Genomic DNA, 26,181 nt, shown 5'->3' with positions numbered 1-26,181 from the left:
CCTAGTTATCCAATCTCAACATTATCGAGCAGTTCTTCAACCACTCTTTGATGGTCAACACCATCGGCCAATGCGTCGTAAGACAACGAGAATCGGTGACCTAATACGGTTGGTAACATGGCACGCACATCGTCCAACGTGACATGGTCACGCCCTTGCAACCATGCATAAGCGCGAGCACATTTATCCAACGCGATGGAAGCACGCGGACTTGAACCAATCTCAATCCATTTAGACAAGTTTGATTCTGGGTAACGCTCTGGCTTACGAGTTGCCATCACCAAGGCCACAATGTAGTTCTCAACTAAATCAGAAACGGCAATGTCTGGAAGTTGGCGCCGAGCTTCAAGTACCAACTCAGGTTCAATATGTTGTGGCGTGACTAATTCTGAACTGGTCTCGCTACCGAGTTCCTCACTGCGCACAAGTCGAATGATGTCGCGTTCAGCTTCATCTTCTGGATAGTCGACTGTCACTTTCATAATGAAACGGTCCATTTGTGCTTCAGGCAGTGGATACGTACCTTCTTGCTCAACTGGGTTTTGTGTGGCTAGCACCATGAACAAATCTGGCAGGATGTGAGTTTGACCACCCACCGTAATCGTCCCTTCCGCCATCGCTTCAAGCAGAGCAGCCTGTACTTTTGCAGGCGCACGGTTCACTTCATCGGCTAATACAATGCTGTTGAAAATAGGACCCGGTTGGAAATGCAACTGAGGCTTTCCATCAAGCTCTTGATACACCTCCGTGCCCGTCACATCAGATGGCAGCAGGTCTGGCGTAAATTGAATTCGACCAAAACTGGTGTTCAGTAGATTCGCCAGCGATTTTACTGAGCGAGTTTTCGCTGTACCGGGAAGTCCCTCTAAAAGCACATGGCCATTAGTCAATAACCCTATCACCAGAGCCCGAACGACGTGGCTCTGACCGATAACACTTTTCTCTGTTTGTTCAATCAGTTGGTTTATTGCTTGTTGCGCATGGTTCATAGGTCTTCCCTTAATTCAATCTGGCTGCGTACATCCTACTCACAAGCCCCATAACTATTAGTTATAAACGCGATAATTGGTTACAAGCGGAATAAGCAGCAAGCTCGATAGCCAAGCTCACCTCATCGCTTTATTTAAACCTAGCTTTCAATTGGTTAATGGCTTCCGGCGGTGCCACTTTGCTCAATGATGAAATACATTGCTCAAACGCCTTTGGTACGCCCGGTATATGACTGTTTCGCGCCAACACTTCACACTGGGCATACAGGTGCTGTGGGTTGCGGCTAAATTGGTAAGCCTTATGCAGTGATTGACTTGCCGCAAGCACATCCGATTTTTCCAAAGCCAATCCGTACACATACCAATATTGAGGGTCGGTTTGCGCAGTTTCAGCGGCTTGTTTAAGGTAGTCCGTTGCTTGTTCGTAATCTTTCACACGAAGCAGAGACAATCCTGTGCTGTATGGCAAAACACTCGATTTAGGCTGAGCTTCAATACCTTGCTTCAAGGTCGACAACGCTTTTGCCTCGTTACCTTGCGCTCGATACAAATCCGCTAAATTGGCGTAGCTGTTTTCGAAATAAGGCTCAATCTCGATAGCGCCTAGATAAAACTCAATCGCTTTGTCGTGCTGGCCTAAATCTCGGTAAACGTTGCCTAGGTTAGTACGTCCAAATCCTCTGTCGGCATTAAATTGCTGTATTTCAATGTACTCTTCTAATGCAGGCTTGATTTGGTCTTTCTGCAGAGGGTTCATTTCTCCCCAATAACGCACTAATGCGCCTGCGGTTTCTGAACGAATCGACAATACAGGGTCTTTCAGTAGCGGCTCTAGAATTTGCCAACGGTCAGTGAATGGGAAACCAGACGAGCCTTGTACCACACCCAAACGGATCATTTCATCATCATGTTTCACCGCTCTTGCTAGCGAGATAAGCGTATTCTTACCCGTATTGCCGCCCAAACGTTCTAAGCTCGATGCACGAATGATATTGCTTAAGCTGGAGTCCTGAGCCGAGTATGCCAACGCATCCTCTGCCCCTCTGTGCCCTATTGAGTCAGCATAAAAGGCAACGGCAAAGTGCTGCTGATTACGATACTTAGAATCTGGGAACCACTCACCGATTTGCTTATCTGCCCACTGGTCGGTTTGGTCTTCATGACAGCTAGTACAAACGTTCGGCGTTTTAATGTGTTGGCTAATATCAGGACGCGGGATATGCCAACTGTGGTCGCGTCTTGGGTCGACCTCCATGTAAGTCGTCTCGGGCATGTGACAAGTCGTACATTGTGAAGCTTCGGTATTCGCTTCATGGAATGTGTGCTTTTCAGGCGTGTATTCTGATGCAATATGACATTGGCTACACACGGCTTCTTCCGCAATTTTTAGTTCAGCGGTATGAGGATCGTGGCAGTTAGTACATGTGACGCCTTTTTCAGCCATCACGGATTGAAGGAAAGATCCGTAAACGTAATCTTCATCGTAGATTTGACCATCGTTGTGGTAAAGCTCTGGGGTAATCAAGCTCAAGCGATACTTATCAAAGAAAGACCCGTTAACGTGATCACCCGTTTCATTTAACTGAGTACGACGGCTGTGGCATTGAGCACAGGTTTGAACTTGATTGGTATGGATGATGTCTTTTGGTTGCAGGGTTGAATTACCCTCTTGATAGATCCACTCTTTGACCGACTTCGACAAGTCGCGGTCAAAACCATAATGCGCCGAGACTGGAGCATCCTTTCCACCGTTAGCTTTTGCTAGCTGAGCCTTTTCAACGTGCTCACTCGCAGGGCCATGACACGCTTCACAACCGACATTAATCTCAGACCAAGTAGTGTTGTAGGTATTACTCGCGCTGTCGTAGTTTTTCTCTAGGTTCGTTGAATGGCAATCAGCACACATGAAGTTCCAGTTTTGACCGCTATTGGTCCAGTAGAATTCATCGGTGTTGGTGGTATCAGGATAGAGGTGAAACCAGCGTTGACCGCCTTCGCCCTCAGTGCGAGAATCCCAAGCGAAAGGAATCAACTGTACACGGCCGTCTTCAAATTCAACCATGTATTGTTGTAGTGGTTCAAAGGCAAAGGTATAGCTGATTTTGTAATCTTTAAAGTGGCCGTCTTGCCCTTCAATATTGACCCAGAACTCTTCGCCCTTGCGGAAAAATCGGTTGGGTTTACCGTCATGAGTGAATGTTTGATCGTTGAAATCGCCTAATACAGATTCGTCTGTAGCGTGCTTCATCGCCATATCATGATGAGAGCCCTCCCACGCTTCGACTTCTGCACTATGACAATCAACACACGCTTCCGAACCGACATACGTGGCTTTAGAGCCGATAGGTAAAGCATCAGAGCTAACGTGCGAAGCTACAGAGTTGGCCTTTGAAATATCAGAGTTGATATTAGGGTCTTGCTCGTTGGCATAGGCGTTCAGACTGAACAGCGACAACATCAGTGAAGACAAGATTGCGGATAATACTGCGACTCGCTGGTGTTTCAATCCGTTTACCAGTGAGCACAACCATGCAGACATAACATTCCTTGTTTTTATACATCCTTATGCTTAATAAGGTAGACGTAAAAACAACGAATTTACAATTATTTAGTGGCAATGATCTCGATTGTTGTGATTCGTATTCACGACCGGGATTTACTCATCGATATGCGCATAAAAAAAGAGCTCCTAAGAGCTCTTCAATCTGTTCAGTTTCACTCAAACAATCACTTACTTGTTATGAGATTCCTGCAGTTTTTCCATTACCTGATCCAAGCTAAAGCTCGCAGCTTTTTGACGTGGCGGATATTCAGCAAAGGTTTCTAGGAACTTGCCCACATACGCTTGTGCTGGAACGAACATATAAGCATGGTCTAACAACCAGTCGTAATATGTGTTCGATGTAATGTCTGCGTTTTCGTATGGGTCCATACGCAGGTTAAACAGCTTAGGAAGACGTAACGTCACGAACGGTTCAGCCCAAATTTGCATGGTACCCGTTGCACGCTGCTCCATGAACACCGCTTTCCATTGGTTGTAACGAAGCGCCGCTAAATCACCATCATCGGTAAAGTAGAAGATCTCCGAACGACGGCCTTTCTCTTCTTCACCCGTTAGGTAAGGAAGGAAGTTGTAACCATCTAAGTGAACCTTAAACGTTTTATCACCGGCAGTATGACCTTTGAGTAGTTTCTCTTTGATTTGGTCATCACCAGCGGCGGCAACGAAGGTTGGCATCCAGTCCATATGGTGCATGATTTCGTTAGATACGGTTCCTGGTTCAATCTTACCAGGCCAACGAACCATTGCTGGTACACGGTATGCGCCTTCCCAGTTGGTGTTTTTCTCACCACGGAACGGGGTTGTACCCGCATCAGGCCAAGAGTTCATGTGAGGGCCGTTATCCGTTGAGTAGAAAACAATCGTGTTGTCTTTGATACCCAACTCATCCACTTGCTTCAATAGTTGCCCAACGTGTCGATCGTGCTCAACCATACCATCAGCGTAGTTACCGACACCGGTTACGCCTTTACTGTCGGCTTTCACGTGCGTTCTAAAGTGCATACGTGTCGCGTTCCACCACACGAAGAATGGTTTGTCCGCTTTCACTGCGCGATCCATAAAATCAAGTGCCGCGTCTAGTGTTTCTTCATCAACCGTTTCCATACGCTTACGCGTCAGTGGACCGGTATCTTCAATCTTGCCATCAGCGAATGACTTAATGACACCACGAGGGCCAAATTTCTTACGAAACTCAGGATCGGTTGGGTAATCTTCATTCTCTGGTTCTTCTTCAGCATTTAGGTGGTAAAGGTTGCCAAAAAATTCGTCAAACCCGTGTGCTGTTGGAAGGAATTCATCTTTATCGCCAAGGTGGTTTTTACCAAATTGACCTGTCATGTAACCCATAGGTTTCAGCATTTCTGCGATTGTCGCGTCTTCTGCTTGTAAGCCAATGTCTGCGCCCGGCAAACCTACTTTACTCAAACCCGTTCGTAATACACTTTGTCCCGTGATAAAGGTAGAGCGACCCGCAGTACAAGATTGCTCTGCGTAATAGTCCGTAAACATCATCCCTTCTTTCGCGATGCTATCAATATTCGGGGTTTTGTAACCCATGAGACCGAAGGTGTATGCACTCACATTGGATTGACCAATATCGTCCCCCCAAATAACCAATATATTTGGCTTTTCAGCCGCAAAAGTGGCGCTGGACGCGGCCATCATCGCTGTACCCAAAATCGCTAATCGACGTTTAGCGCCATATTTCGCTGTCATAGAAACCTCTTCGTAAGTTATTTGCATCCTGCCCTACAACGTATAGTCCATTTTTTACACATGCGCGAGATACCCTAAGCTATTAATCTTTTTGTCATTTTTATTGAGATACGGATACAGAAATCATCGATAAGGTTTACGCCAACAAACATGATAAGGATCACACATACAAACTAAGGCTTTATTCTACGTACCCACTGGAGCTGATATTAATCAATAGGTTACCTAAGCATCATAACGATTGGTTATAAGCACTATAAAAGGACGTAACGGAATTTTGAGAATAACATTTGCTCATCGATGCGTTGTTCTAACGCATTAATCTTAAAAGTGAATCGGAGTCCTTATGGGTACTAAAATTAATAAACTAGCATTAGGTGTTGGCTTATTAGCAGCTTCTTCAGCGGCAACAGCAGCAGAAAAACCAAACATTCTTGCTATCTGGGGTGATGACATTGGTGTATTCAACATCAGTGCATACAACAACGGTATGATGGGTTACGAAACACCTAACATCGACCGTATTGCTAACGAAGGCGCACTATTTACTGACCACTACGGTCAACAATCGTGTACTGCTGGTCGTGCTGCATTCCTAACAGGTCAAGAACCTTTCCGTACTGGTCTATTGACTATCGGCATGCCAGGTTCGGACCACGGTATCCCTGATTGGGCTCCAACGATCGCAGACCTTCTTAAAGAACAAGGCTACATGACAGCTCAGTTCGGTAAGAACCACATGGGTGACCAAGACAAACACCTTCCAACGAACCACGGTTTTGACCAGTTCTTCGGTAACCTGTACCACCTAAACGCCGAAGAAGAGCCAGAAACATATTACTACCCTAAAGACCCAGAGTTCCGTAAGAACTACGGCCCTCGTGGTGTAATCAAGTCTACTGCTGACGGTAAGATTGAAGATACTGGCCCAATGACGCGTAAGCGTATGGAGCATGCGGATGAAGAGTTCCTAGAAGAATCTCTAGCATTCATGGAAAAAGCGGTAAAAGCTGACAAACCATTCTTCATCTGGCACAACACCACTCGTATGCACGTGTGGACTCGCCTACAAGAGAAATACCAAGGTAAGTCAGGTATCAGTATTTATGCTGATGGTATGTTAGAGCATGATGACCATGTTGGTGTGCTTCTAGACAAGCTGGATGAACTAAAAATCGCTGACAACACTATCGTAATTTACTCTACCGATAACGGTGCTGAAACGGTTTCTTGGCCTGATGGCGGCGCAACTTACTTCCACGGTGAGAAAGGTACAACTTACGAAGGTGGTATGCGTGTGCCTCAGCTAGTTCGCTGGCCTGGGACTATCAAACCTGGAACTAAAATCAACGATATCATGGGCCACCAAGACTGGATTCCTACTCTACTAGCAGCCGCTGGTGATGATAAAGTGGTTGAGAAGCTAGCATCTGACAAAGGTGCAACTTACAACGGTAAAAACTGGCGCGTACACCTAGATGGTTACAACTTCCTGCCTTACTTCCAAGGTAAAGAAGAGAAAGGCCCTCGTGACAGCATGCTTTACTTCTCTGCTAACGCTGAGCTAAACGCAGTACGTTGGAATGACTTCAAGATTTCGTTTGCTGTGATGGATGGTAACATTGTGGATGCAGTTCGTTTCCAACCAAACTGGCCTCAAGTTGTTCACCTACGTGCTGACCCATTCGAGAAAGCACCGCACGAGTCTGGTATGTACCTACGCTGGATGGCAGACAACATGTGGTTATTCGTTCCAGTAGGAAATCAGGTTCAAGAGTTTATGACGACGCTACCAGATTACCCTATGCAGAATAGCCAAGTACTGAACCCAGGTAACTTCAACCAGAATGCATACATGCTTCAAGGTAAACTTAAGCAACTAGAAGCAGCCGCAGCACAAGCTAAATAAGCTACTCTAGATTAAAAATGTAATAACGAAGCCGTGGTGACTGAATGCAGTGACCGCGGCTTTTTAGTATCCAATACAAATAACATAAGACGCGAACCGCCAACTAGTACAATTCACACCCAACCTACCCTCTCATTTTTCAAAAATAAAAACTCACACTAGTCAATGTGAACCTTAATATATGACCGTTGCGTTAAGATTTCGCAAATTTTTTCAAATCCTTATGACATGACTTGAATTGGAGTTCTTACCATGCGATTGTAGTTCAACTGCCCATAAACAACTGTATGATTATGAAAACATTAAAATCCATCGCGCTGCTTTCCACAATTATCGCAGCGCCACAAGTGTTAGCTGACGTAACAATTGAAGTTCCTTCTAGCGCAGATGCTTTAGTCGAAGTCTTAGCTGTTAATGAGGCTAAACCTGATCTCGACGGTGGTTTCTTCTCTTCGAGCAAAACGATCACCGTTCCAGATGGCGTAAACCAAATCGTTTTCAAATATCAACTGGCTTTCAGCCAAGGTAACGACCGAGAGTTTGTCGATAGCGATACCATTATTGCTACTTTTGATGCGACAGACACAGCATTGACGTTTGACATGCCTAAGTTCCGTAACACCAACGAAGCGAAAAAAGGCCTTCAAAACTTAGATTGGAAACTGGTTGATGAAAACCAAAATGCAATCAGTGTTAAGCAAGACAAACTTATCAAAGATGGCATGCAGATTGGTCGTAAGTACCCGCAAGAAGCGAAGGAGTACAACCAGAAAGGCGGCATCGCTGCACTTACAGTAGGTTCTAGCGCGGGCGTAGCAGCTGCTGTCGCACAACCGGTAACGCTTCCAACAAAGATTGACGGAAATGCAGCAAATACAGCTGAAGAGATGCTCTATTTCTGGTACGAAAAAGCGGATGCTGAAACCAAGCAGAAATTCAAAGACTACGTGAACAAGTAGCTCAATGAGCTTAATTTAAAAATGAAAGAAGCTGGCAAACTGCCAGCTTCTTTTTTGTCTTCATCTAGATGATTTAGGCTTATAGAGATTAAGCAGACTCAGTCGATAACACTTTACCATCCACTTTAGTTGGCCATCCTAGCGCTTTATACTCAGCTGCTAGTAAATGGGCACAGCGGCTAGAAATTCTGGTCAAAATCAGCTTTAGCTAAGTAACTTTGAACAAGCTCTCGATATTGCTGCTTCAATGGCGCTTCAATAAAGCTCGCGTCTATCGCATTCAAACTAAACAGCGCTAACTCCTGATGCGTCATCTCATGAGCTTTGCTCACCGCATTAAAGTTATCCGACATGTAACCACCAAAATAAGCAGGGTCATCCGAGTTAATCGTTACAGCCACACCCTTTCTGAGCAGTTCGACAATGTTGTGGTCTTCCATCACATCGAATACACGCAATTTAATATTCGACAGTGGGCACACCGTCAGTGGCATTTTGGTTTCAATCAGCTCTTCGATTAGAGCTTCGTCTGTCATGCACTGGACACCATGATCCACTCGACTCACGCTGAGCATTTCAATCGCATCGACAATGTTTTGAGCCGGCCCTTCTTCTCCTGCATGCGCCACCGTCAAGAAGCCCGCTTGTTTTGCTTGTTGGAATACACGCTTGAACTTCTCTGGTGGGTGTCCTAATTCAGAAGAGTCCAGTCCAACCCCGACGATCTTATCTTGATGCTTCAATACCTCTGCGAACGTTTGAATGGCGCTCTCTTCAGATAAATGGCGCAGAAAACATGCGATGATTTGAGAGGTAATGCCCAACTCTTTATGACCCTGTTCAAGCGCACGATGAATGCCGTTAATAGCGGTGTCGAATGCAATGCCACGATCGGTATGTGTCTGAGGATCAAAGAAAATCTCAGTATGGATAACATTGTCGGCTTTACAGCGTTCTAGATAAGCCCATGTTAAGTCGTAGAAATCCTGTTCTGTGCGCAGTGCATCAGCACCTTGATAATAGATATCCAGAAATGACTGTAAATCATCAAATTCGTATGCGCGTCTTAGTTGCTCTGGGGATGAATAAGGCAGCTCAATGCCATTGCGTTGAGCAAGCTGGAAAAGTAACTCAGGTTCGAGCGAACCTTCAATGTGTAAATGCAACTCTACTTTTGGGAGCCCTTGAATAAATGCGTTCATATTTCACCTACTATGGATTTTAGGTGTGCACTTACTCTGAATAATAGACAGGAGGTTTTCTTGAACGCCATTACAAAGAGTAAGAACACAATTGTGATCTAAACCCTTCGTAATCAGCACTTTGCGGGTGCTGGTAGAGACCCCCAAACCATATCATTGGGGTTATACGAAGCAAACGGTTGCTACTATACAGAGTTTAATGGGAATTTCACTAATCAATTGCTCATTAACCGATTTCTAAAGCAGGAACCTGTTTGGTTCGATCTCAACGGTAATCTGGTCGTATTCTCGACATCAGCAACATTTCGATGTACTTACCCGCTTTGAACGTACTGAGTCTTTTTGTGCCTTCTAACTGAAAGCCTACACGTTCATACAAAGCAATAGCGGCGTGGTTATCGGCATGAACCTCTAACTCAAGACGCACGAGATTAAGCCAGTTATCCGCCTGATTGATCGCTTCTTGCATTAACGCCTTACCGACCCCTTTACCATGCATATCCGGGTGAATAGCAATACCAAGACCAGCGCAGTGCCTGTCTCTTACCTTGGTGGTCATGAATAAAGTAATGTGACCCACTACTTTGCCGGAGACTTCCGCAACCAGAGTGAAATGGTCTGAATGACCAAACAGTCGCTCCACTTGTTCAGAACAAAGATAAGGCTTTTGTGAGGTGTTTTCTGAAACTGAAGGGCGGCGATAAATATCGAAAATATCTTGGCTATCCGTTGCTTCTAAATGTCTAATTTGTATTTCCAAAGCGCTTCCTTATCCTATTATTTCTATCCATAAGCTAATTTTCATATTACGGATAGCAACGGGAACCTACAACCTTTAAAGGTGTAAGTGCCCGAAATAATTAAACAAATAGTAAGACTGAACTTAAACTTCTGCTTTGATGAGTATTTTTAAAATAGTGTGAATATCAGAATTTATAATCCACACCCACACTCGCTAATACTTGCTCGGAGTTATAGAAATCGATATTAGAATCTATGCTTCTTAAACCCAGTAAAGTAATGAACGCCCAATCTTTATAGCCCATCAAACCACCAAACTCATAAGCTAAGAATGCACCGAATTCATTCTCTTCACGTACTTGCCCGTAAATTGGATTCGACTCATCATATTCACGATCACTTGCATCTAGGGTGACAACAAAACCATGACGACCGATTCTCTTCGCGTAGTTTAATTCAATACCATAACTATCGAAGCTGAGTGCTCCTCCTTCTGCGTCTGAGTGGAAATACACCATTGAAGGAACAAATAGACCTGCGTGGTTTGGTAAGATAAAGCGGTATCCTGCTTTGGCGTACACATAGGTTCTTTCCCTATCCAGCAGCACAGCATCTTCCGGAGATAAGCCTTGGCTACCAGATAGCTCTTCATCAACATCAGATTGCCCAAATGCGAGATCCGTTCGAAAACCAGTTCCACCGATATTAGTGAGCTGCATTCGTCCTACATTACCTTTGACATCCGTTTCATTTCGATTAACGCCAACAGCATACGGATCCGTCCAAGCCTTGCCCGAGATAAGCGTAGGAAGAACAGAAAAATCCAATATGGTGCCACCAGAAAGTTGATATCGATAACCGATCTCAAACGCAATGGTACCTGTTGCAATATCTTCTCGTGTCGTACCCGCATACACTTGGTGAGTCAGCGATTCGCCAAAAGTATATTGAACAGTACCCAAAAAGCCGAGTAGCCCTTGGTTTTCACTCTCCCCTTCCTGGGTGTTGGTGGCTTGATTCGAATCTTGTTCAGTACTCAAATTACTACTGTCAGAGTAGAAACCGGCCAATACACTGAAATTACCGCTGAAACCTTCACTTGGAGCAAGACCACTGTATGCAGGTATTGAAGCCAATGCAGAAAAGACTACTGGTAAAACAAACCTCATATTCACATCCATTACTTGAATAATCACCAAATAACTATAAGCATCAAAATGGAATTATAACAAGCATTTAACAATATAAATTTATTCGCTTGGCGCTGTCGATATCGCTAACCATTCACTCAAAGACACAACAAATTGATCTATCACGATTGGGCTTTCGTAATACCTCTCGAAAATAACGGACAAAACTCAAAGGAAGACAATATGTTTAATAAATTAATCAAAAGCATGTCAGTGCTAGTTGCGACGCTTCTTTTTACGGCTTTTGCTCACGCTGATCACCACGGAATGAAGAAAGACATCGTTGACGTGGCGGCTGAAAACGGCTCTTTCAACACCTTGGTAGCAGCGGTAAAAGCGGCAGGCTTAGTTGAAACATTGAAAGGTGACGGTCCCTTCACTGTGTTTGCGCCAACGGATGAAGCGTTCGCTGCGCTACCAGAAGGAACGGTTGATATGCTGTTGAAGCCAGAAAACAAAGACAAGCTGATCGCAGTACTGACCTATCATGTGGTGCCAGGGAAAATAATGGCGTCTGAAGTGATGAAACTTGATAGTGCCGTAACAGTGCAAGGCGAAGCGGTAATGGTAGGAATTGATCACGGCAACGTGATGATCAACAAAGCGCAGGTCGTGATGGCAGATGTTGAAGCAAGCAATGGTGTTATCCATGTGATTGATGCTGTATTACTGCCTAAATAATAAAGATGAACACAAATCAAAGGTTCTTAGAGGGTGTGACAGGTTCACACCCTTTTGACGTTTAAATACCAAGTTAAGATCGGTATCAAACTAGCCAAGCCTGCCTTGATATAAGCAAGAACCCGGATTACATAAACAAGCGCCCGAATATCAGAAAGGCCGCCATCGATACCACCTTCGTGAAGACCACTACCCAGATGCAGTCACCAATACTAGAGTGCGTCGCTTTCCCGAGTAAGAACACAAACAGAATCAACCCTAACACCCAGCCCACTGTCGGAATCAATGACACCAGAGCAACAATTACAGCAATAGTAAGAAGGGATTTAAAATCTGCGACCACGAATGACATTTTAGAGGCGATATACATACAACATGCGGTGATTAATGCGTCCATCACAAACGCTAAAGCTTCAATACCCACTTTTCTTCCTTCACTGAAATTAGTTGAAGTGGATATTATCTCTAAAGTGATGATTTTTCTTGAAGAAGAGAACCAAAAACAGGTGAAAACTGTATCAAAAATGAGATTACCGTTCGCCTGAAGGCATAGGTTTATTTGCTCGAGTCTTCTAAGCCTTTGACCAGTGCTTCAGACCGAGTCTGATTTGCTTTTTGATAGGCATCAAAGCCATCTTCGCGTTTACCTCCGAACAAACAAAGAAACGAGTTAATGACGAATGAAAAAAATGAGATGACGACAACAAAGAGAGGAAATAACCCCGACACCCCAGCATCTAAGGCAAGAACGCCAACAGCGAAGGACAACATCGACACCAATGTATATAGTTTAGATCTACTCACATGACTCATGAACAACACTCCTTGTATTCATTCAATGTTTAGATTAGACAAATTATCTTGCACACAATTTGAACTCATCGACAATATCAATAGATCAGGAAAAGTTATCCTTAATAAGGTTCATTAATATTTTAAACTCGGTTTCTGTATCCCTAAGAACACGAGTCCGCCTATTCAGCTGCCTTGTCCATCTTCAACTATCTTTTCCATCACGTAATTGGTCAGCTTTACGCCACGCATTTCGACTTCCTGTTCATTTACTACCTTAAAGCCAAGGTGCTCATAAAAAGGCCTTGCGGTAATACTTACTTCAGAGAAATATCTCGATACGCCACGAACTCGACCCACAGTGAAAACATGTTCCATCAACGCTTTCCCGACACCCTTCCCTTGATATTCGTGGTGACAGAAAAAGTGATCAATCAAGCCGTTAGGTTGCAGGTCAGTATAGCCAACAACGCAGCCATCGAGCTCAGCCACAAAGGGTTGTAACCCATTCATACGCTTTTGCCATAACGCAAAGTCAAAGCTACTGGGTGCCCAAGCTTCGACTTGCTGTTGAGAATAATCTCGAACATTCACGTTACGTACGGTATGAAAGAAGATCTCCCACAGTGCTTTGTCATCACTCGCTTGATAGTTTCGAATTCTAACCACAACATACTCCTTTTTGTCTTAAGTCCTTTCTGAGGTGCAAATAAACAGCTGAATCAGCAAGCTTTATAACCTAACAGCCTCAGCTTTAGAGCAAGATATCAACGATAAAACACAGCGAGCCAGATCGTCACCGTATCTTTATCTGTGCCAATAACCTTGTGCTTTTCTCTCGCAGCAATATTGGTGTAATCCCCTTTAGACAAGGTAACAACGCGTCCATCTTCAAACTCGATGACGCCTTGACCTTCTATCACCATCACCCATTCATTCTCATCTTGATCATACCAACCCTCTTCCGGGGAGCTGTGTCCATGCGACAATATTCTTTCAATTCGAACACTGTCGTTGGCAATCAGGTCATTGAATATTTCATTGGGTATTGATGAAGGAACATCATTGTAAATGTTTGGCATCAAGCTCTCCTAGCTAGTATTGAATTGATTAATAATTTGGGCCTTAGCTTCAGTTGTAAACCTAAGCAGTGGCACTCTTTCTGAAGTAAAAACGGTAATAGCCCACCAAGTTACTGCAGATAAACAGCGCCTCCATAACAACCGCTGTTGGCGAGCCAACTAAGTAATTGTGAATCAACCAAAAGCTGGTTCCGATGATCATCAATTCTCTTAATCGACGGTCATCTTTATTGAAGGCAGCAAAGGTCTGAAATACGGAGGCAAAGCAACTCAATATGCTGGTCAGCCCCGAATAAGTCACAGCGGTTGCGACCACCGACATCGAGCAGAACAAATATTTAAACTTAGACGAGGTAGAAAATACGCTCGTCAAATAGCGAATCGTGGCAATCGTCATTAAGCTCGCCGCTGTCCATTGTTCAAGAAGGATAAAGTGACTCGAAATAAGAACGCCAGCAAAGAACAGACAAGTGACGATTTTCTTCCTTTCCTTGAATTGGAATGACAGAAGATCAAAACAAATGGCTATCGCGACTAATACTTGGGAAAGATAAAAGGCAGACACGGTGATTCCTTCAATAATAACATTCCGCCCTAGCCGCTTCTTTCACGGTGAACAGTCGAATAAAACATACTAGGCGGTTACAACAAAACAGAGCAAACAGCGCTCTAAAGCTTCTATAAAAATCTAAAGCTTCAACACACCACTAATCACAGTGGTCGCAGAGCCGATTAACTTTATTCGCCCATTAGCCAATAATTCAGTCGACATATAGCCACCACGACGAGACGCCTGATAAGCACTGAAACTGCTTTTGTTGAGCTTTTCTGCCCAGTGTTGCGTCAATGCGCAATGTGCCGAGCCAGTCACAGGATCTTCATTAACCCCAACCCAAGGTGCAAAGTAGCGAGAAACAAAATCAAGTTCCGTATTTGCTGCCAATGCTGTCACCACTACACCTCGCCCTTGAATACCTTTTAACGCATCAAAGTTTGGTGAAAGCTCCAATAACACTTGTTCGTTGGAAACTTCGATTAACTGCTTAGAGTCAAATTCTCTGAATGAAACTACTTGATGCGGATCTAAACCTAGGTGTTCAAGCAGCGTGAGGTTGGGTTCAGAACGCAATGATAGCTGTGTACTAGGAAAATCAAGCTCGATAGACGATTCACAAACGGCGGCAGATAATTCCCCAGATAAGGTGTTAAACACGACCTTATCACCTGTCTCAAGCAGTCCTTGTTCTTTCATCACATGAACCGTTGCCAGTGTGCCATGTCCACACAGCTTCACTTCGACTTCGGGAGTGAACCATTTAAGCGTCATAGTGTTAAGCGCGAGAAAAGCCGTTTCAGATACCGCCATCTCTTCAGCGATTGAAAACATTAACGACTCATCCAACGGCTCTTTGGAGATACAGACCCCGGCAGGGTTCCCTTTAAACGCTTGAGTTGTAAACGAATCTACTTGATATATCTCTAAATCCACAATGGCTCCTAAATGCACAACATTTCCCAAACCGGCAATCATGGCTCGTTGGGACATAACCTAGATATTGCTGCCCACAATAAGCACAATCACCTTGTGCTACAAGTCTTTAGCAACAACTTTATCGATACTTATTGAGAAACGAAACAAATGATAAACAAAACGTTATAGAAGTGTTTTTAGGGATAAAAGAACATTGAACATAAGAGTAAAACGCGATGGCAAAACAAAGGAATAACGACGATTAATACGAGCGAAAACCCGAAAAAGGTAATCACCGCATCATTATTTAATGCTTAATATTTGCATAATAACTTGTAAGAATGGATATTATGATGAATATTAATTTAAATAATCCATTCACGGACAATAAACTGGAATACGTACTTGTGTTGAATACGATACGACGGAGTCATCCTTGCCTCACACGATAAAGGTTCGGTATCAAGTAGGAGTAGCAAGTTGCTATTTGCATGAAATGCATGAAGTTGAAGTTAAATTAAGTGCCTAAATTTGAATCATGTTGCAAATTTTGGGCTACGATTTAGTTATCACGTACGAAAGGGAATCCGTCAGTGAAAGCGTTTTGCGTATCAATACTTGCGTCAACATCCTTTTTGGCTAGCCCTGTATTTGGCCAGCAGCATGATATTTATCTCTACAATTGGGATGAATTTTTATCTGACAGCGTCGTTACCCAGTTGAGTGATACCTACGGCATCTCACTAAAGCAGCAATATTTTTCTGACGAGTCCATTCGTGATGAAGTGCTATTGAGTGAACGACGAGGTGCGTTTGAATTGGTTGTCATTGAAAGTATGAAACTGAAAGCGCTGGCTAAACAGAACTTATTCCACAACCTGAGCGACTTGCAGCAATCCCTTTCAAGCAACTTTGACTCAAGATGGGTGGATGGGTGTGGCGAATATGGAATCCCCTACGCTTGGGGGACATCCGGCATCTTATACCGAAGCGGAAAAGTTGAGACTCCCAAGTCTTGGGGCGCTCTTCTAGACCCTGAAACCAAAACCAGCGGCCGAATCAGCATGTATTATGAGCCTACGGATTTGGTGAGTGCTGCGCTTCTGATGAATCAATTTGAGCCGTTTACCAACAACGAACAAGAACTTCGAGTCGCTTACAAAACGCTACAAGCACAGAAGCCTCACCTTGAAAGTAATGAATACGTTGTCGATTATATTCGTCATCCCGAACACTTAGCCAACATCGACCTCGCCTACGGATACTCAGGTGACAGCTATGTGCTTAATGATGCCGAACCTGAGGCATCTTGGGCCTACACAGTACCTCTAGAAGGAACAACCTTATGGTTAGAGTGTATGGCTGCAATTAACAACGGAGAGCGATCTCCACAGGCAACCACGATTCTCTCCTTCTTATCGCAACCCGAAATCGCCGCTCAAAACGCAATGGATTCATGGTTTGCAACGCCAAGTTCAAAAGCAAAAGCACTCACTTCTCAGGAGTATCAAAACGATCCCGAGCTTTTCCCGAATAAAGAAGTATTAGATCGCAGCTACCTTTATCAGCCGTTAGAACCGAGTAGCATTCAAATTCGCAATCGTATTGTCGACAGTTTGAGATAACTCATGCCAGTATTGAAGAAGCTCTATTTTGTACTTTTACCAACGCTGACATTTGTGCTCCTGATAGCGGGAATCGTGATGTACAACTTCGCATCAAATCATGCTAAGCACATGTATTTGGACAAGGTGCAATCTGATGTGAACACCGCTTTAGTCGCGGCGGAATACGAGCAGCTCGGCTTGTCCTTACTAGTTAAAGATATCGGTTCTTCGTTGCAGTTCCTCCGCTACATTCAAAATCCTGGCGACTACACGACTCTATCGCTATTGGAAAAACGAGTACTCCGAGTATTAAGCCAGAATCACGTCAATCAATTTGGGCAACGCAATGTTTATATCGTGGACCCTAAGTTCAAATTAACGCTTTCGACTCTCAGAGCCGATCCTTTCGAGGGGCTAAAGATCCCTGACAAGATTTACGAAAGAGTCTTCGATATATACACCTCGTTAATCAGCAAGAAGGAACTCTCCTACGAAGGCTTCTCTTATGTCTCGATCAGTGGAGAGCTCAGATACTCGTATGTTGCAGCAATTGACCCTTACCTCCTTCCTCAAGACAAACGTGCAAGTAACAGTTTAAATCGCTACATCTTGATTGCTGACGGACCTCTGATACAACTCTCTAGCTTATTAATCAAATACAATGACGATGACAATATTCAGTTCTTAATCGAGCCATCCTCTGACGCTGCCAACATCGGAAATACCCAATTCGTTATCAAATCAATTGAGCAAACCCAAGATAATATCAATGTGCAGATGACCAGCCGAAATCTCATCGCGCAAGTAAATATTCGAGAACAAAAGTTCAACCATGAGAAAGCCATCATCGCTAAACAAACCTTGTTAGGTGGCTTTGGCACTCTCTTTACGATCATGTTGATCGTGCATTTAGTGGTGCGTTACCAACTTGTGCGCCCGCTTAAAGACTTACTGCAAGAGATATCGATCGGCGGGCTCAAGCTTAGGTATTTCAAGCGTTCATCGGGGCAAAGTGAAATTGATGGTTTAAAGAACGCGTACATAGGCTCATTAACAGAGTTGAAGTTCGAAGCCGAATTCGACCAACTCACCAAGCTAGCTAACCGACGCTCTTTCATCAGACACCTTGATGTACGACTAAAAAGCTCGATGAGCCCACACTGCTATGTGGTTTGTTGGGACATCATCGATTTTCGTAAAATTAACGATCTCTACGGGGCAAAAGTTGGTGATAATGTACTGATAAGCTTAGCTAAAGCACTGAAAGAGACACTACAAAACCAACAAGCCTCTTTGGGCTTTAGTTGCAGTGATTACTCTTTAGCCAGACTGGGAGGGAATCAGTTTATCGCGATCTTGGAGATGGGTAAGAACCAAGTGATAAACGAAGAAATTGAGAACATCAACAATACGCTGACCGGCACCACCTTCCTTGACTACTATGGGTTTCGATTATCACTCGCAACAGGTGTTTTACCGCTCGACACACCAAAGTTCGATGAGATTTGGCACCGATGCATCGATGAAATGTTAGCTAATGCGAAGTCTCATAGTGATGGCGAAAGTCGTATTGTTTATGGCGAAGAGTTGTTACATACCTTGGAACGCCATGACGTTGTAGAGAAAAGACTCTTAGAGTGCTGCGAAAGTGACAACTTTGAACTTCGCTTTATGCCTATTTTTAACGCCAAGACACTTCAGATAGATGGCGCGGAGTGCCTGATTCGTTGCCCAGCCTTATTCGATATCGATGCGGGACCAGAAGAATTTATCCCAGTTGCAGAAAAGAGTAACCTTATTGCCAGGCTCGACATGTGGGTCATTGGCACCGCGATCAAAAGCTATAAAGAGCTTTCAGAACTTCATAAATACAAGGGCACTCTGTCAATTAATATCTCGGCGATGGAGCTCTACAACCGTAATTTTGCCGACAACATCCGTAAAGTACTCGAACGTTATCAAGTGCCACCTGGCAACATTATTATAGAGATTACCGAGACCAGTTACGTGAAAAGTACCAAGCTTACGGTGCAGACTATCGAGAGCCTCAGAAGCTTAGGTTTAAAGGTCTCCCTTGACGATTTTGGTACGGGCTACACAGCGTTTAACCAACTTCTCCACTACCCTGTGGATGAGCTCAAAATTGATAAGAGCTTTATCGATAACATGGTAGACGACAAGGCCGACCGCAAGATGGTCGAATCTATGGTTAACTTAGGCCACTCTTGTGACACGCTAGTCGTCGGAGAAGGTGTTGAGTCGATAGAACAGTATCATTACCTCAGAAAAGCCAACTGTGACCTAATACAAGGCTACTTCTTCAGTCAGCCACTCACTTACCTGGAATTCATCGAGTTTGTTCGAAACCATAACCCGCAAGCAATTTTAAACCCGCAGTCTGTTAGCAGTTCGAGATCTAACGAGCGAATCGTTGCACTCACTCAAAAGCAGTAACCTTAAACCTAAACCTAAACCTCAAAGCCTCTCTTCCTATTCAAGCGCGGAAAGCCACTATAGCTATAACTAGTAGTAGAACTATCTTCATCAGAGCAGGAGCTCTCTATTGGCTGCACATTGAATGAGGAGGCAAATAAAGAATGGCAAAAGCCATGATAGTGAAGCGGGAAAATGGTGAGCGTACAGTCAACAAAACCTAATGATCTAACTTATCGCTGATGCGGGGATTAACTCTGCATTGTCGTTAGTAGCTCCATCATATCTTTAGAGCTGATGTTCTTCTTATGCCTGACTACAGCGTCAATCATCAATTCTAAATTCCCCGCAGAGATATAATCCTTAAGCACGTCATTGAATTTTTCCTGTATCTCATCACTTGTGTACAATTGCTCAGGAATGAAGAATAGAAACTGACTGCCACTACTACGAAACGAGATAGTACTTTCCGGTACCTTTGCCGTCAGGGACTTAGCAGCTGAACTCACCACCAAGTCTCCATATTCAAGTCCATACTTTTGGTTTATCTCACTAAGGTTTCTGATTCTTACAAAGTAAAGGTCGAAATTACCGTTTGTTGGATAGCTGTTCTTAACAAACTGCATGAGCGAGACTCGATTGCGAAAGCCAGTAATGAAGTCGGTAGAATGAAGTTTTCGTTTGATTGCAAAGTCGACGTAAAAAATCGCTCCTGTCACAAGCAGTAGCAACACCAGAAATACGCTGCTTATCTGATGCATCATCACCAACTTGTCGACCATTGTGGTGTTTTCTTCAATAACCGGGCTTTGAAGTCGAAACTTTTCGTTAATAAATTCGACCAGCGTGTTGTAACAAATATCAATTTTCTTCTGCAGTGATTCCTTAGGCAAAGCGCCTTGATTCACCAACTTAATTGAGGATTCTAACGACTTAAACTTTTCAAACTCTCCGGTGAAATAAGGTTTGAAGTTGGCAGATTTAATGAAGTTAGAAGATTCGGTACTGTTGATCAGAATATCAAAGCGGCTCCACGTAATATCATAGGCTAACCACAAATCGTCGTAATTGAGATTATCCGAACGGCTCACCATCAAGAAATTCGCGTATTCCTTTACCAATTGGAAAACAAACCATGTTGCCTCATTTTGGCGATTAGAAAAGCTCTTGTTGATGTCATTAATTCGAGTAACGCTGTAGATATTGACGGATAGAACAACCACGGCCAAAGACAAAACAACGACTTTGATTGCAGCCATAGACAACAGCTTCTTCATAATTAGCCTCTACAGGTGAATATCACGAATCTGCCAAATCATCTTGGCATGGAAATCAGGGGTATTAGTCTCAGGATTCGCAGAGAGTGGGTAAATCAACCAAAACGGGCCTTTTTCTCTCACAGACATAAACTCACCATTCTTTTTAATCGCAATGATGGGTTCATAGGTATCAAAATCTTCTTTGGGCACGGCAATTTTATAGTCATTCAATGCCACAAAAGTAACTTGTGATGATATCGGTAAATCCATATTTCCAAGCACCGTTTGTAACGTCACGCCACTATAAACGGTCAGACCCTCGACCCAAGGCAAGGTGGTAGTAATTTCTTTTTGAGGAAGTGACAGGAGTTGCTCTCTACTAAAACCATGCTTTTGCCCAGAGTGGTCGAAAACCGTTAACTCTGAGGCTGCAAAAATCGAAAACGAGCAAAGCCAAAGCATCAACAAGAATACAGTTCTCATTCTAAACTCCATTTAAAAAGGTCACTAAATTGAGTCTAGTATAAATTGACCATTTAACTTGTACCGATACCACTTAGATTGAACGCTATCGCTTTATCCCTAATGCTCCTACACCTCGCTGTTTTTCAATAACTTCGCCGTTTCTCTGTCTCTTCCATCACCGCTCTCGTTCAGCACTCCCTACCCGCTTGACGTATTCCTTCTCAACCGTCTAGTAACAAAAACTCGTATTTTACTCTGCGTAAGTAAACCAATAAGCCCTATGAATACGTATGAAACAACAAAATTAACAATAAATATGAGTAAGTCAGTAGCGAGAATGCTGGTTGCTGCATAACCTTTAATCGAACGTAAGCAGCTTTAAGAGACTTAATAACGAGTTCCAGTCGTTTCTACTTCACCAGTTGATCTCGTGTATTGATCTTAGAAAGCTTACTCATTTCATAATCAAGGGAATCGAGAATGAGTTTGAATATAAAAAAATTTAACCCCATGGCGACACTTTCTACCCTAGTAATGACGCTGGTCATGTTTCCTGTTTCTGCTGAAGTTAATCAAGAACAATTCGAATTAGGTAAACAAAAAGCTAAAGTGTGTATGACCTGTCATGGCGCTGATGGCATCTCAACACAAGATCCCTACCCGAACCTTCGCGGTCAAAAAGTGGGTTATCTCATCTCTTCATTGAAAGATTACCAGACTCGAGAAAGAACCAGTGGCTTAGCGATTCTCATGCAACAACAAGCCGACACGCTCTCAGACCAAGACATCCGTGACATTTCCTATTTCTATTCTGTGCTCGGCAACGAAGCAGGCTCGCTCAGCGATTCAAATTAAGTCAGCGATTCAAAACCTCTAGGCAAGGAGCCTTGTTATGGAACAAGTGACAACGCAATACAGCATTAAGGTCGTGAAGTACTTCATCATTGCATCCTTAGTGTGGGCGATTGTAGGTATGATCATCGGCGTGATTCTCGCCGCGCAATTATATTGGCCAGTCTTAAACTTTGATTCTCAGTATTTCCAATTTGGTCGACTGCGTCCGCTACATACCTCTGGAGTAATTTACGGCTTCGTCGTGAATATCTTGATGGGGACGTCTTTGTACATTGCCCAGCGAACAGGCCATTGTGACTTGTTCAACAAAAGCCTTTCATGGATGGTATTTTGGGGCTGGCAATTCATCCTGTTACTTGCGGTCATTTCCTTACCCGCAGGCCACACTACCTCAAAAGAGTATGCGGAGCTTGAATGGCCAATCGACTTGATGATTGTGTTGGTTTGGGTGCTGTACGCGGTGTTGTTCTTTGGCACCCTTGCTAAACGAAAGGTCAGCCATATCTTTGTGGCTAACTGGTTCTTTGCTGCATTCATTATCGTCGTTGCAATGATTTTCATCGTGAACAACCTCGCGATGCCTGTGTTGGCGATGAAGTCCTACTCTGTGTTTGCAGGCGCTCAAGATGCGATTGTTCAATGGTGGTGGGGACATAATGCCGTCGGTTTCTTGCTGACCGCTGGTGTGATTGGTATGAACTACTATTTCATACCCAAAGCGGCGGATCGACCTATCTACTCGTACCGTTTGTCTGTGATCCATTTCTGGGGCTTGGTCGGCTTTTACACGTGGGCCGGAACGCACCATTTGGTTTATTCTTCTGTTCCCATCTGGATTCAGAACATCGGCATCGTTATGTCTTTGATCCTGTGGCTCCCTTCTTGGGCAGGCGCGTTCAATAGCGCAATGACCCTCCTACAAAATAAAGAAAAGCTGAAGTCCGACTACATTCTTTTATTCTTTTTCTCAGCGATTCTTTACTACTGCTTGGCAACATTCGAAGGTCCGCTACTCGCTATTCGCTGGTTCAATATGGTGGCACACAACACCGAATGGATCATCGGGCACGTACATTCCGCGGCTCTCGGATGGGTTGGGATGTCAGGGATAGCGGTTTTTTACTACTTCATTCCACGCTTATGGGGCCAAACCGATCTATGGTCACGACGACTGATTAAATGGCACTTTTGGCTTGCTCATGCTGGCGTCGCCATCTATGCAATAGCACTTTGGATCGCAGGCATCGGCGAGGGATATATGTGGCTCGCTCAAAATGAAAATGGCGAACTGATTTACAGTTTTGTAGAAGCTATGGACTTTAAAGCACCTTGGCTATTCATGCGTTTCTTTGGTGGCGCGCTGTTTGTACTCGGATTGTTCTTAATGGCTTTCAACTTGTACAAAACGGTTCGTATGCCCGTAACAAATGATGCTAAACACACTGTTAATGAAGGAGCTTAAATGATGAGTAAAGACTTTACACATTCAATCGTCATTTTAATTTTGACCACTGTTGTCGTGGCCTCCTTCTCTTTATTGGTCTGGGTAGTGCCAAGCATTGTCCGTGGCGATGATATTGCCAAAGGCAGCTTAGCGATGCCTCTCACACCGATTGAGTTAGCAGGCCGAGACATATACATCAGTGAAGGCTGCCATGTTTGTCACACACAAATGGTTCGCCCTCTAGAGCCAGAAGTGAAGCGTAATGGTCGCCCGAACCAAGAAGCAGACGATATCTATGAGTTTCCTAACTTGTGGGGCTCTAAACGTACTGGTCCTGACCTCACTAACTTAGGTAGAAAGTATTCTGACCAATGGCATGCTATTCACTTAATTGACCCTCGAAAAGTCGTACCGACCTCGATCATGCCCTCTTACCCGTGGCTATTTGAGCAGACTCTGACTGGCGATGATATTAGCGCCAAAATGGAAGTGTTACGTACCTTAGGTGTGCCTTATACCGATCAAGAAATTGGTGATGCCCGTTTGCAAGTAAGAGGCAAAACCAAAGGTGAAGCTCTGATTCGCTATTTACAAAGCCTGGGTAAAGATACGTCACAGGAGGTATCACAATGAGCACATTCTGGAATCTATGGGCGGTACTCTTAACCTTAATATTCTTTGTTCTGATGGTGTCTGTTGTCGTTAAATACTGGCGTAGCAATCACAAGGCCGATCACGACCACACCATTGGCACCTTTGATGGTATTGAAGAGAAAGATGCGCCTCCACCTAAGCTGTTATTTATCAGTTATGCAGTGGCATTTCTTTTGTCTGCGGGTTATTTGGTGCTCTACCCCGGGCTTGGAGAATGGGAAGGCTTAGTCGATTGGGAACAAAGCGACGATAAGCTCAGTTCACCATCCACCACTCTCAATGAGCAATTTGCACAAACCAGCGAAACCACGTTAGAGGGATTAGCTGCTGTCCCAGAGATCGTGAACAGCGGTAGGATTCTATTCCAAACTCACTGTGCCGCTTGTCACCGAGATAATGCACAAGGTCAGAAACACTTCCCTAATCTTATCGACCAAGAATGGTTATACGGCGGCAGTGATGAAGCTGTGATCCATTCGATTGCCAAAGGGCGAAATGGAGCGATGCCGGGTTGGAGTGAAATCATGCGCCCAGACGAGGTGGCAAAAGTCTCCTACTATCTAGCCTCCCTCAACCAACGTCATACCGATGTGCCGGAGATTAAAGTCGAGCTCGGTAAAACCTTGTTCGTCCAATACTGTTCGTCTTGTCATGCCGATGGTGCTGTCGCTAACCCAGCGATTGGCGTACCTGATCTTTCCGATGATATCTGGCTTCACGGAGGGAGTATTGAAGAGATTCAGCACACCATCAATTACGGTTTGAACAACCTAATGCCTGCGTTTGATGAGCAGCTCAGTGAGAACGAGATACTCGCGCTTGGGGCTTATATCCGACACGCTGGTGACGTAGAGCAACAACGGCTCGCGAGTTTGAAAGCATCATCTGTTGAGCGCGGAGAATATCTCGCTTATGCCGGTGACTGTGTGGCTTGTCATAGTGCAGAAGGTGGCGAACCCTTTGCTGGCGGCCTACCCTTTGTCACCCCCTTCGGCACCGTGTATTCAACCAACATAACGCCACACACTACCGAAGGTATTGGGACTTATGACTTCGATGATTTCCGAGCGGCGTTAGTCGCAGGTAAAGGCAAGAATGGTTACCTGTACCCTGCAATGCCTTACACCTCCTATCAATACCTCACCGACCAAGACATGGTGGATTTATGGGAATACATGCAGTCAATCACCGCCGTGCCGCGACGCAATGATGACAACAGCATGATGTTTCCATCCAATATTCGCTTAGGTTTGCTTGGCTGGAACATCGTATTCATGGATACCGACCCTATTGATTATGAAGTGCCAGAGGAACTCAAAGGAGAAATTGAGAATGTCGATAAGTGGCAACAAGGCAAATATTGGGTCGCAGGACTTGGTCACTGTTCGGAGTGCCATACACCTCGAAATATTGCCCAAGCACTGATACCAGAACGTATTTTCCAAGGTAACTTGATCGACGGTTGGAACGCGCCTGATATTACAGCCAATGAGCTCTATATCGATGGTTGGGATGAAGCAACACTCACAGACTTTTTACACACAGGACATTCAGACAAAGGCACCGCTTTTGCGGGTATGGCTGATGTAGTGAAAAACAGCCTAAGCTTGATGACGCGTGAAGATATTGAGTCGATGTCCTATTACCTACTCAGTGGGGACATCAACAACACCATTGCCAGTGATGCCGTTCAGTTACAGCCTAAAGGGTTTGATGAAGCTGCGTATGCCAGTGAAATCTACACCACGTATCGTCAAACCTGTGGGGCCTGTCATGGTGACGATGGTAAAGGTCGCGATCCAATCGCCCCTACTCTGTTGAACAACGGTATTATCATGCACAGCGACCCATTCAATACCATTGCGGTAACGGTGCGCGGCTTGCAACCCACCTATCTCGACAAAGACAGAAATTTCATGCCAATGGCAAGTTTTGAGGATGTACTGTCGGATCAACGCTTAGCTGAGTTAATCACGTTTGTGCGTTTAAACCTTGGCGACAGAAATGAACCGGTCACGGCTGAGCATGTTCGAGAGGTAAGAGAAACACTTGAAGCAGCAGGCTATGCAGGTGGATTACACACCACACCTGAAATGTACGAAAATCGAGATAAGAACATTAACATACGATAGGCGCTGTAGCTGTGCGTAGCCGATTGGCTCAATAAAC

23 protein-coding genes and 1 riboswitch are annotated in these 26,181 nt (G+C 44.3%); of the genes, 9 read left to right on the top strand and 14 right to left on the bottom strand.

Annotation, left to right across the window (positions count from 1 at the left end):
• Nucleotides 1-5: 5 nt before the first annotated feature.
• The 3 genes from AB4154_RS10970 to AB4154_RS10960 form a co-directional block, all read right to left on the bottom strand.
• Nucleotides 6-989 (bottom strand): MoxR family ATPase, encoded by a 984-nt coding sequence (locus AB4154_RS10970; RefSeq protein WP_017060007.1) that lies wholly within the window; start codon nt 987-989, stop codon nt 6-8.
• A gap of 130 nt (nt 990-1,119) precedes the next feature.
• On the bottom strand, nt 1,120-3,528 hold the full coding sequence (locus tag AB4154_RS10965; protein WP_372123007.1) for a tetratricopeptide repeat protein: 2,409 nt from the start codon (nt 3,526-3,528) through the stop codon (nt 1,120-1,122).
• 192 nt (nt 3,529-3,720) lie between these two features.
• A complete protein-coding gene (locus AB4154_RS10960) occupies nt 3,721-5,268 on the bottom strand; it encodes an arylsulfatase (RefSeq protein WP_017060009.1) in 1,548 nt (515 codons plus the stop codon).
• 346 nt (nt 5,269-5,614) lie between these two features.
• Between AB4154_RS10960 and AB4154_RS10955 the strand changes: the two genes are divergently transcribed.
• Together AB4154_RS10955 and AB4154_RS10950 are read left to right on the top strand one after the other, a co-directional pair.
• Nucleotides 5,615-7,177, top strand: coding sequence for an arylsulfatase (locus tag AB4154_RS10955; protein WP_017064704.1), 1,563 nt, complete (start codon nt 5,615-5,617; stop codon nt 7,175-7,177).
• A gap of 293 nt (nt 7,178-7,470) precedes the next feature.
• A complete protein-coding gene (locus tag AB4154_RS10950; protein ID WP_102320967.1) occupies nt 7,471-8,136 on the top strand; it encodes a DUF2057 family protein in 666 nt (221 codons plus the stop codon).
• Between the two features lie 179 nt (nt 8,137-8,315).
• Here AB4154_RS10950 and AB4154_RS10945 read toward each other — a convergent pair whose 3' ends face one another.
• The 3 genes from AB4154_RS10945 to AB4154_RS10935 form a co-directional block, all read right to left on the bottom strand.
• On the bottom strand, nt 8,316-9,338 hold the full coding sequence (locus AB4154_RS10945) for an adenosine deaminase (RefSeq protein WP_372123005.1): 1,023 nt from the start codon (nt 9,336-9,338) through the stop codon (nt 8,316-8,318).
• 90 nt (nt 9,339-9,428) lie between these two features.
• A riboswitch (purine riboswitch) is annotated at nt 9,429-9,528 on the bottom strand.
• Nucleotides 9,529-9,603: 75 nt separating this feature from the next.
• The gene (locus AB4154_RS10940) at nt 9,604-10,098 is read right to left on the bottom strand and encodes a GNAT family N-acetyltransferase (protein WP_372123003.1); all 495 of its coding nucleotides are present in this window, start codon (nt 10,096-10,098) and stop codon (nt 9,604-9,606) included.
• A 166-nt stretch (nt 10,099-10,264) separates the two neighbouring features.
• Complete coding sequence (locus tag AB4154_RS10935; protein WP_372123001.1) at nt 10,265-11,248, bottom strand: DUF2860 family protein; 984 nt, start codon at nt 11,246-11,248, stop codon at nt 10,265-10,267.
• 204 nt (nt 11,249-11,452) lie between these two features.
• Here AB4154_RS10935 and AB4154_RS10930 point away from each other — a divergent pair, with 204 nt between their 5' ends.
• Nucleotides 11,453-11,950 carry a fasciclin domain-containing protein gene (locus AB4154_RS10930; RefSeq protein WP_372122999.1) on the top strand — a complete coding sequence of 166 codons (498 nt, stop codon included), beginning with the start codon at nt 11,453-11,455 and terminating at the stop codon, nt 11,948-11,950.
• A 127-nt stretch (nt 11,951-12,077) separates the two neighbouring features.
• Here the strand turns inward: AB4154_RS10930 and AB4154_RS10925 are convergent, their stop codons facing one another.
• The 6 genes from AB4154_RS10925 to AB4154_RS10900 all read right to left on the bottom strand — a co-directional run bounded on the left by AB4154_RS10925 (nt 12,078) and on the right by AB4154_RS10900 (nt 15,313).
• Nucleotides 12,078-12,374: a hypothetical protein gene (locus AB4154_RS10925; protein WP_017064710.1), complete on the bottom strand. Its 297-nt coding sequence runs from the start codon at nt 12,372-12,374 to the stop codon at nt 12,078-12,080.
• A 131-nt stretch (nt 12,375-12,505) separates the two neighbouring features.
• On the bottom strand, nt 12,506-12,763 hold the full coding sequence (locus tag AB4154_RS10920) for a hypothetical protein (RefSeq protein WP_048611086.1): 258 nt from the start codon (nt 12,761-12,763) through the stop codon (nt 12,506-12,508).
• Between the two features lie 165 nt (nt 12,764-12,928).
• On the bottom strand, nt 12,929-13,411 hold the full coding sequence (locus AB4154_RS10915) for a GNAT family N-acetyltransferase (RefSeq protein ID WP_017064712.1): 483 nt from the start codon (nt 13,409-13,411) through the stop codon (nt 12,929-12,931).
• Nucleotides 13,412-13,509: 98 nt separating this feature from the next.
• The gene (locus AB4154_RS10910; protein WP_017060022.1) at nt 13,510-13,824 is read right to left on the bottom strand and encodes a cupin domain-containing protein; all 315 of its coding nucleotides are present in this window, start codon (nt 13,822-13,824) and stop codon (nt 13,510-13,512) included.
• A gap of 61 nt (nt 13,825-13,885) precedes the next feature.
• A complete protein-coding gene (locus AB4154_RS10905; protein WP_372122997.1) occupies nt 13,886-14,389 on the bottom strand; it encodes a YgjV family protein in 504 nt (167 codons plus the stop codon).
• A gap of 123 nt (nt 14,390-14,512) precedes the next feature.
• Nucleotides 14,513-15,313 carry a PhzF family phenazine biosynthesis protein gene (locus AB4154_RS10900; RefSeq protein WP_065584627.1) on the bottom strand — a complete coding sequence of 267 codons (801 nt, stop codon included), beginning with the start codon at nt 15,311-15,313 and terminating at the stop codon, nt 14,513-14,515.
• Between the two features lie 575 nt (nt 15,314-15,888).
• Here AB4154_RS10900 and AB4154_RS10895 point away from each other — a divergent pair.
• Together AB4154_RS10895 and AB4154_RS10890 are read left to right on the top strand one after the other, a co-directional pair.
• Nucleotides 15,889-16,920 (top strand): PotD/PotF family extracellular solute-binding protein, encoded by a 1,032-nt coding sequence (locus AB4154_RS10895; RefSeq protein ID WP_017060025.1) that lies wholly within the window; start codon nt 15,889-15,891, stop codon nt 16,918-16,920.
• A 3-nt stretch (nt 16,921-16,923) separates the two neighbouring features.
• Nucleotides 16,924-19,356: a putative bifunctional diguanylate cyclase/phosphodiesterase gene (locus tag AB4154_RS10890; protein ID WP_372122996.1), complete on the top strand. Its 2,433-nt coding sequence runs from the start codon at nt 16,924-16,926 to the stop codon at nt 19,354-19,356.
• Between the two features lie 230 nt (nt 19,357-19,586).
• On the opposite strand, the gene AB4154_RS10885 is transcribed toward AB4154_RS10890, so the two are convergent.
• Nucleotides 19,587-20,612, bottom strand: a complete 1,026-nt coding sequence (locus AB4154_RS10885) for a GGDEF domain-containing protein (protein ID WP_017060027.1) — start codon at nt 20,610-20,612, stop codon at nt 19,587-19,589.
• Between the two features lie 9 nt (nt 20,613-20,621).
• Nucleotides 20,622-21,077 carry a hypothetical protein gene (locus AB4154_RS10880; RefSeq protein ID WP_017060028.1) on the bottom strand — a complete coding sequence of 152 codons (456 nt, stop codon included), beginning with the start codon at nt 21,075-21,077 and terminating at the stop codon, nt 20,622-20,624.
• Between the two features lie 462 nt (nt 21,078-21,539).
• Here AB4154_RS10880 and AB4154_RS10875 point away from each other — a divergent pair, with 462 nt between their 5' ends.
• The 4 genes from AB4154_RS10875 to AB4154_RS10860 are packed head-to-tail and all read left to right on the top strand — an operon-like array spanning nt 21,540 to nt 26,144.
• Nucleotides 21,540-21,914, top strand: coding sequence for a cytochrome c (locus tag AB4154_RS10875; RefSeq protein WP_029235248.1), 375 nt, complete (start codon nt 21,540-21,542; stop codon nt 21,912-21,914).
• Between the two features lie 37 nt (nt 21,915-21,951).
• A complete protein-coding gene (gene ccoN / locus AB4154_RS10870; RefSeq protein ID WP_017069846.1) occupies nt 21,952-23,376 on the top strand; it encodes a cytochrome-c oxidase, cbb3-type subunit I in 1,425 nt (474 codons plus the stop codon).
• On the top strand, nt 23,377-23,991 hold the full coding sequence (locus AB4154_RS10865) for a cbb3-type cytochrome c oxidase subunit II (protein WP_017064719.1): 615 nt from the start codon (nt 23,377-23,379) through the stop codon (nt 23,989-23,991).
• Nucleotides 23,988-26,144, top strand: coding sequence for a cytochrome c (locus AB4154_RS10860; RefSeq protein WP_102393760.1), 2,157 nt, complete (start codon nt 23,988-23,990; stop codon nt 26,142-26,144). Before AB4154_RS10865 ends, AB4154_RS10860 begins: the two co-directional genes overlap by 4 nt.
• The last annotated feature ends 37 nt before the right edge of the window (nt 26,145-26,181 follow it).

Source organism: Vibrio sp. 10N.286.51.B11, from assembly GCF_041469245.1.
In the GTDB taxonomy this organism is placed as follows: Bacteria; Pseudomonadota; Gammaproteobacteria; order Enterobacterales; family Vibrionaceae; genus Vibrio; species Vibrio crassostreae_C.
Note: the sequence above shows the minus strand (reverse complement) of the source record. Positions and strands in the feature narration are given on the sequence as shown.